Origin of the sequence: Brevundimonas sp. (assembly GCF_018608325.1) — a bacterium.
GTDB lineage: Bacteria > Pseudomonadota > Alphaproteobacteria > Caulobacterales > Caulobacteraceae > Brevundimonas.
This window is the reverse complement of the sequence record NZ_JABAZW010000046.1, coordinates 6,571-13,080: the sequence shown is the minus strand read 5'-3', so window position 1 is coordinate 13,080 and position 6,510 is coordinate 6,571. Positions and strand designations below refer to the sequence as shown.

4 protein-coding genes and 1 pseudogene are annotated in these 6,510 nt (G+C 65.9%); 1 reads left to right on the top strand and 4 read right to left on the bottom strand.

Annotated elements, in window-relative coordinates; all coding sequences use genetic code 11:
• The 4 genes and pseudogenes from QZ281_RS04875 to QZ281_RS04860 form a co-directional block, all read right to left on the bottom strand.
• Positions 1 to 807 (bottom strand): annotated as a pseudogene (locus tag QZ281_RS04875) (glucan 1,4-alpha-glucosidase); the annotation flags it as partial.
• 7 nt (positions 808 to 814) lie between these two features.
• Complete coding sequence (locus QZ281_RS04870; protein WP_292225371.1) at positions 815 to 1,753, bottom strand: alpha/beta hydrolase-fold protein; 939 nt, start codon at positions 1,751 to 1,753, stop codon at positions 815 to 817.
• Positions 1,750 to 3,285 (bottom strand): MFS transporter, encoded by a 1,536-nt coding sequence (locus QZ281_RS04865; protein ID WP_292225369.1) that lies wholly within the window; start codon positions 3,283 to 3,285, stop codon positions 1,750 to 1,752. Before QZ281_RS04865 ends, QZ281_RS04870 begins: the two co-directional genes overlap by 4 nt.
• The gene (locus tag QZ281_RS04860; RefSeq protein WP_292225366.1) at positions 3,282 to 5,345 is read right to left on the bottom strand and encodes a glycoside hydrolase family 97 protein; all 2,064 of its coding nucleotides are present in this window, start codon (positions 5,343 to 5,345) and stop codon (positions 3,282 to 3,284) included. Before QZ281_RS04860 ends, QZ281_RS04865 begins: the two co-directional genes overlap by 4 nt.
• 103 nt (positions 5,346 to 5,448) lie before the next feature.
• On the opposite strand from QZ281_RS04860, the gene QZ281_RS04855 reads away from it, so the two are divergent.
• Positions 5,449 to 6,474: a LacI family DNA-binding transcriptional regulator gene (locus QZ281_RS04855; protein ID WP_292225365.1), complete on the top strand. Its 1,026-nt coding sequence runs from the start codon at positions 5,449 to 5,451 to the stop codon at positions 6,472 to 6,474.
• Positions 6,475 to 6,510 lie beyond the last annotated feature (36 nt).

Below are 6,510 nucleotides of genomic sequence, written 5' to 3'. Positions count from 1 at the left end.
GACGAAGTCGCGCGTCAGGCTTTGGCCGCGACGCAGCGTCGGCAGGGCGCCGGTCATCATGGTGTTGCCGGACTCATCGCCCGTCGAGGCGTAGGTCCAGTCCATCTTGCCGTCCTTCAGGTCGGTCAGGCCGTCGGACACGCCGACGAAGCCGACGCTGGCGGCGGTGAACGGCTGGCTGGGCTTCAGCACCAGATGGGTGTCGCCTTCCCAGGCGTGGAAGGCCTGACGCGTGACAACGCCACGGTCGTTGATGCCGGTGTTTGCGATATGCGGCTCAAGCAGCAGATAGGGCGTGGCCTGGCCGGTCAGCGACTTGATGGTGACGCGCAGCACCAGGGCGTTGCGGTCCGGGTCGGTGAAGATCTGCTTCTGGATTTCGAAGCGGCCGTTCTTGTCACGGGTGGTGACGCGATAGGCGGGCGACAGCGGGCGACCCTCTGCATCCGTGTGCAGGTATTCAGTCAGCTCGGTGGTGTCCGGGCCTTCCAGCGCCAGACCTTGCGGCGTGACGACGGCGAAACGAAGCGCCTTGATCTGGGCCTCATGGATCAGGCCGTACATGGTCTCGGTCAGGACGCCGTCGGCGATCGAGAACCAGACCTTGGAGACAGCGCCAGTCGGGCCGCCGTCACGGTACTGGCCGTCGACATAGGCTTCGTAGGAGGCGCCGGCGCCGGTCTTGGCCGCTGTGGACCAGTTCGGCGCAATGCCGGGCGCGCCGGGCGCCACAGACTGGGCGGCGGCGACAGAGGACAGGGCCAGACTGGCCGCGCCGGTCAGGCAGAGAAGTTTCATTGTACGCATAGGATCCTCACGAGGTTTGCGTGGGGCGAGGGGAAAGCAGGAAGGTCAGGGGAACATCCAGACGGCTGTTCCATGACGCTTCGTTGTGTTGTGCGCCGGGGAAGACCAGGCTGCGGTGGTTCAGCGCGTCATAGCCACGCGCACGGAACGTCTGGTCGATGCGGGTCTGGAACTCGCCATAGAACTGGTCGAGGGTTTCATCGCCCCGGTCGAAATAGAAACGGTGTGATCCTGGGGCTGGCAGGCCTGCTGCGATCACGCCGGTCCAGGCGGCGACCAGTCGTTCGCGCCAGGACTGAAGGGCCGGGCCGTCTTCCAGCCCATCGACCTTCAGCGGCCAGTGGGTGGACAGGCAGGCGGCGGCAGAGAAGACGTCGGGCCGCTTCATCACGGCCTGAAGCGAGATCAGCCCGCCCATGCTGGAGCCGCTGATGGTCGTGTCCGCCGGTCCCGTCAGGGTGCGATAGGTCTGGTCGATAAGCGGCTTCAGCTCTTCGACCAGAAACCGGATGTAGCCTTCGGACAGGGACGGGCCGCCGTAGATGGCCTGAACCTCATCGCGCATGTCATCGGGCAGAGCGGCGATCAGGTCGGCAGGCAGGTATTCCCTCAGGCGCAGGTCGGTGTTCCAGACGCCGACGACGATGGGCGCGCGCACCTGTCCGCTGGCGATCAGGCGGTCCAGATGCTCGTCCACACCCCATTCGCCGAAGTTGGCGGTCGAGGCGTCGAACAGGTTCTGGCCGTCGTGCATGTAGAGGACGGGGTAACGGGTGTCGGAGGCCTCATAGCCCGGCGGCAACCAGACCCCGACATTGCGCGCCTTCACATGGACGGATGCGACGGCTTCGTGCATCACCAGACGCCCGGCCTTTGGCGCTTCTGCGAAGGCAGGTCCAGCGAAGGGCAGGGCGGCGCCCAGCGCCAGCAGGGTGCGGCGGTTCATGCGCGGTGTTCCTTGACCAGCAGGGCGCTGCCTGCGGCCAGGACGAACGAGACGGCGCCCAACACCAGCGCCCAGATGGCCTGACCGTCGAACAGGGTCTTCAGGATCAGGCCCAGAACCGTCGCCGCCAGCAGTTGCGGCACAACGATGAAGATGTTGAAAACGCCCATATAGACGCCCATCTTCCGGTCCGGCACCGCCGCAGACAGGATGGCGTAGGGCATGGACACGACCGACGCCCAGGCGAACCCGACGCCGATCATCGGCAGCCACAGCAGGCCCGGATCGCGAATGGCGAAGATGCCGAACAGGCCCAGCGCGCCCAGCAGCAGCATCAGGGCGTGGGTCGCCTTGCGGCCGATGCGCTTGGCCAGAACCGGCAGGGTGAAGGCCGCCAGCGCCGCCACGCCATTATAGACGCCGAACAGGACGCCGACCCAGTCGGCTCCTTCAGCATAGGCGCGCGAGGTGGTGCTGGTGGCGCCATAGTGGACGCTGGTCACCGCTGCTGTGGTGTATATCCACATGGCGAACAGGGCGAACCAGGTGAAGAACTGCACGACCGCCAGACCGCGCATGGTGGCGGGCATGCGGAAGATGTCGTTGACAATTTCGGTCACGGCATTGGTGATGCTGCGGCGCTGCATCATGCCGACCGCGATCTGCAACAGGCCGAAGCCCGCGAAGAAGCCTGCTAGGATCAGCAGCTCCTTTTCCAGATTCAGCACTGTGATCAGCACGAAGCCCAACAGGCCCAAAACGCCGCAGATCAGACCGGATGTCATCCAGCCCTGAATGCTGCGCGCCGGGGCCTCCGGGCCGTCATCGGCGCTGAGACCCAGCGACGCCTGTCTGGCGCGCTCGAAGGCGGCGATCTGTTCGGGGGTGTATTCCTTGGTGGACAGCACGGTCCACAGAACCGCCGAGAACAGACCGATGGCCCCGACATAGAAGGCGATCTTGACCGACAGGGGCACCACGCCCTCCGCCGCTGTCGAGACGACGCCGAATACGTTCGACAGCAGCCACGGCAGGACCGAGGCGAACACCGCGCCCGCGCCGATGAAGAAGCTCTGCATCGCATAACCGGCGGTGCGTTGTTCTTCGGGCAGGTTGTCGCCTACGAAGGCGCGGAACGGCTCCATCGTGATGTTGATCGAGGCGTCCATGATCCACAGCATGGCCGCGGCGAACCACAGGCTGGGGCTGTTGGGCATGGCGATCAGCGCCAGGGTGGTCAGGATGGCCCCGACCAGAAAATAGGGGCGGCGACGCCCGAACCGCGTCCACGTCTTGTCGCTGAAATGCCCGATGATCGGCTGGATCAACAGGCCGGTCAGCGGCGCCGCGATCCATAGGATCGCCAGCGAATCCACCTCGGCGCCCAGGGTCTGGAAGATCCGGCTGGTGTTGGCGTTCTGCAGTCCAAATCCGATCTGGATGCCGAAGAAGCCGACGCACATGTTCCAGATCGCCAGGCCGGACAGGCGCGGGCGGATAGAGTGGAGTGGTCCGGGCGTCAGCTTGCTCATCTGCGGACGCGTCCGATCGGCACGAAGCGGATGGCCTGACCGCCGCCGGGCGCCAGGGCCAGCGTCAGGGTGTCAGCCGAGGTGACGTTGCGCTGCTCAATGATGATGTCCTCGCGCTTGCCCTTGTAGTCCGCGTCCGGGCCGTCACGGTAGATTTCGGCGCGGTAGCGGCGGCCTGCATCCAGGAAGTCGAGGTGGGCGGTCAGGACGCGCGGATGCTCGTCGGTGACGGCGCCCAGCGCCCAGACGTCGGACTTGCGGTCCTTACGGACGGTGACGACATAGTCGCCCATTTCCGCGGACAGGGTGCGGCTTTCAGACCAGTCGCACGGCACGTCCTTGATGAACTGGAACGGGCCGGGGTTGGCTTCGTAGTTGACCAGCAGGTCCGCCGCCATCTGGATCGGGCTGTAGATGATGACATACAGGGCCAGTTGCTTGGCCCAGGTCGTCTGCACGCCGCCGGGGCTGCGCGTCTCCATGCCGAAGATGCCGGGCGTATAGTCCATCGGTCCGGCCAGCAGGCGGGTGAAGACCAGATTGGCCTCATGCTCGGGTGGATTGCCGGGGTTGCCCCAGGCCGAATATTCCATCCCGCGCTGGCCTTCGCGGCTAATCATGTTGGGATAGGTGCGGCGCAGGCCGGTGTCCTTGAACGGCTCGTGCGCGTTGACGGCGACCTTGTGGCGGGCGCCGACCTCGATCACGCGCATATGGTGCTGGGCCATCGCCTGGCTTTCATGCCACGCCATGACTGACTGACCGTCCGGGCCAGCAACGCGTGCGCCCAATGCATCCGCGACATAGCCGGTCTTCACCGAGTGAACGCCAAGGCGCTCATACAGGGCCATCGCGGGTTCAAGCTGCTGCTCGTAGTGGAAGGCGTTGCCGCCCGTTTCGTGGTGGCCGATCAGTTGCACGCCCTTGGAGCGGGCGTAGGCGCAGACCGCATCGATGTCGAAATCGGGATAGGCCTCGGTGAAGCTGAAGTCCGAACCGTTGGCGAACCACTGGCCGTCCCAGCCCTTGTTCCAGCCCTCGACCAGAACCCCGCCGAAACCGTGCTTGGCGGCGAAGTCGATGTGTTTGATCGTGTTCTCGGTGGTCGCGCCGTGGTTCGGGCCGGACGCCCAGCTCTTCAGCTCCAGGTGCATCTCCCACCAGACGCCGACGTATTTCATCGGCTTGAACCAGCTGACATCGCCCAGCTTGTTGGGTTCGTTCAGGTTCAGGATCAGGCTGGAATCGATCAGACCAGCCGCGTCGTCCGACACCTGAAGCGTACGCCACGGGGTGTTGAACGGCGCCTGGCGCACCACGGCGGCGTTGGTCAGGCCCGGCGTCAGCTGGGCGCGGAAGCCGGTGCCCTCAGAGCGACGCAGGTTCATGCCTGCATAGTCGATGCAGGCCGCTTCGTGGATCGAGACATGCAGGCCGGACTGTCCCTTGACGGTCATCGGCGTCTGGGCGCTGCCCACCGCATCGATGGGGGTGCGGCTGTAGAGGTATTCCTCGCGGTTCCATTCCCAGGCGGGGCACCACAGGGCCTCGCCGTTTTCGGCCAGATTGAACTCGGTGATCTCCGAGCCGATGCGGACGGTCTTCAGTGCGGGTTGGTCGGGGAATTCGTAGCGGAAGCCCAGACCGTCGTCATACAGGCGGAAGACCACGTCCACGCGGCGGCCCAGTGCGCCCGTTTCGGCATAGGTGACGCGCCATTCGTTGTAGTGGTTGCGGATGAAGCGGCGCTCGCCCCACGGCTGTTCCCAGGTGTCGTCGACGGTCACGGGCTGGCCCGCCGTGATGGCCAGACCGCGTTCGATAGCGGGGGCGTCGGTCAGCAGGAAGCCCAGCTTGGACGGGGCGACCACGACGCGGCCCTGACGCAGGACGGCGTACATCGGACGCCCGTCATTGTCGGTGAAGGCCTCGACCGTCAGCACGCCGCCCGGCGACGAAGCACGGGCGTGGGCGGGCGAGGTCTGGGCGCGTGCGCCGGTCGCGCCGAAGGCCAGAAGAGATACGCCGCCAAGGGCCAGGAAGGATCTGCGTTGCATCATGGGAACTCCGTTACGCCGCCTCTTGCCAACCGCCGCGAACGGTGGCTGAAATATTTGCAGAAAAGTTTGCAGCCACGACAGGCTGCTGTGAGGACCCGCGACCTTGAGCCGCAAGACCACCCGACTGGAAGACATCGCGCGCCTGGCGGGCGTGTCCATCGCCACCGCCTCGCGCGCCCTGAACGACAGCCCTGCCGTCAACGACCGCACCAAGCAGTTGATCTGGAAACTGGCCAAGGAACATGACTATCCGTTCCGCCGCCACATGCCTGCCGGTCCCATCGGCGCGCAGGGCACCATCGCCCTGGTCGTGCCGCGTCCACAGGGACGCGAAGGGCGGCTGAGCGACCCCTTCTTCCTGGAGCTTCTGGCCGGTGTGGGTGAGGCGGCGCGCGAACGCGGCTGCGACCTGCTGATGAGCCACATCTCGCCCGCCAACTATGAGGAGCTGTCGGCGGCCCTGAACACCAGCCGTGCCGACGGGGTGATCTTCCTGGGGCAGTCCAGCCTGCATTCGGCCTTCAACCGTCTGGTCGACGCTGACCACAGGTTCGTGGTCTGGGGCGCTGAACTGCCCGAGCAGGACTACTGCTCCATCGGTTCGGACAACACCTTCGGCGGACGTCGTGCGACCCTGCATCTGGCCCGTCTGGGACGTCAGCGCATCGTCTTCCTGGGCGACCTTGATCCGCCCGAGGCCATGCAGCGCCATCGCGGTTATCTGGATGCTCTGGGACAGGCGGGTCTGGCGGTCGCGCCGGACCTGATTGTTCCCGCCCACTTCGAGGTCGAGTCCGCCGAGGCGGCGGTCGACGCCCTGATCCGTCGCGGCGTGAGCTTCGACGGCGTCGTCGCCGCGTCCGACCAGATCGCACTGGGCGCCGTGCGCGCCCTGCTGCACGCCGGCGTCGATGTGCCGGGACAGGTGTCCGTGATCGGCTTCGATAATGTGCCGTTCAGCCGCTATTCGCGTCCGGCCCTGTCCACCATCGCCCAGGACACAATGAAGGCTGGACGCCTGATGGTGTCCAAGCTGCTGGATCATGGCGGCGGCGACGTCGGCGGTGGAGTTGGCCGCTCGGAACGGGTGCCGACCGAATTGATCGTGCGCGAGACCTGCGGCGGCTGACATCGTCACGTCGCCTCGGTCGGCAGGGCGAACAGC

Excerpts from the sequence above, each read along its gene's own strand:
- QZ281_RS04865 (WP_292225369.1), bottom strand. The coding sequence starts at position 3,285 with ATGAGCAAGCTGACGCCCGGACCACTCCACTCTATCCGCCCGCGCCTG.
- QZ281_RS04860 (WP_292225366.1), bottom strand. The coding sequence starts at position 5,345 with ATGATGCAACGCAGATCCTTCCTGGCCCTTGGCGGCGTATCTCTTCTG.
- QZ281_RS04870 (WP_292225371.1), bottom strand. The coding sequence starts at position 1,753 with ATGAACCGCCGCACCCTGCTGGCGCTGGGCGCCGCCCTGCCCTTCGCT.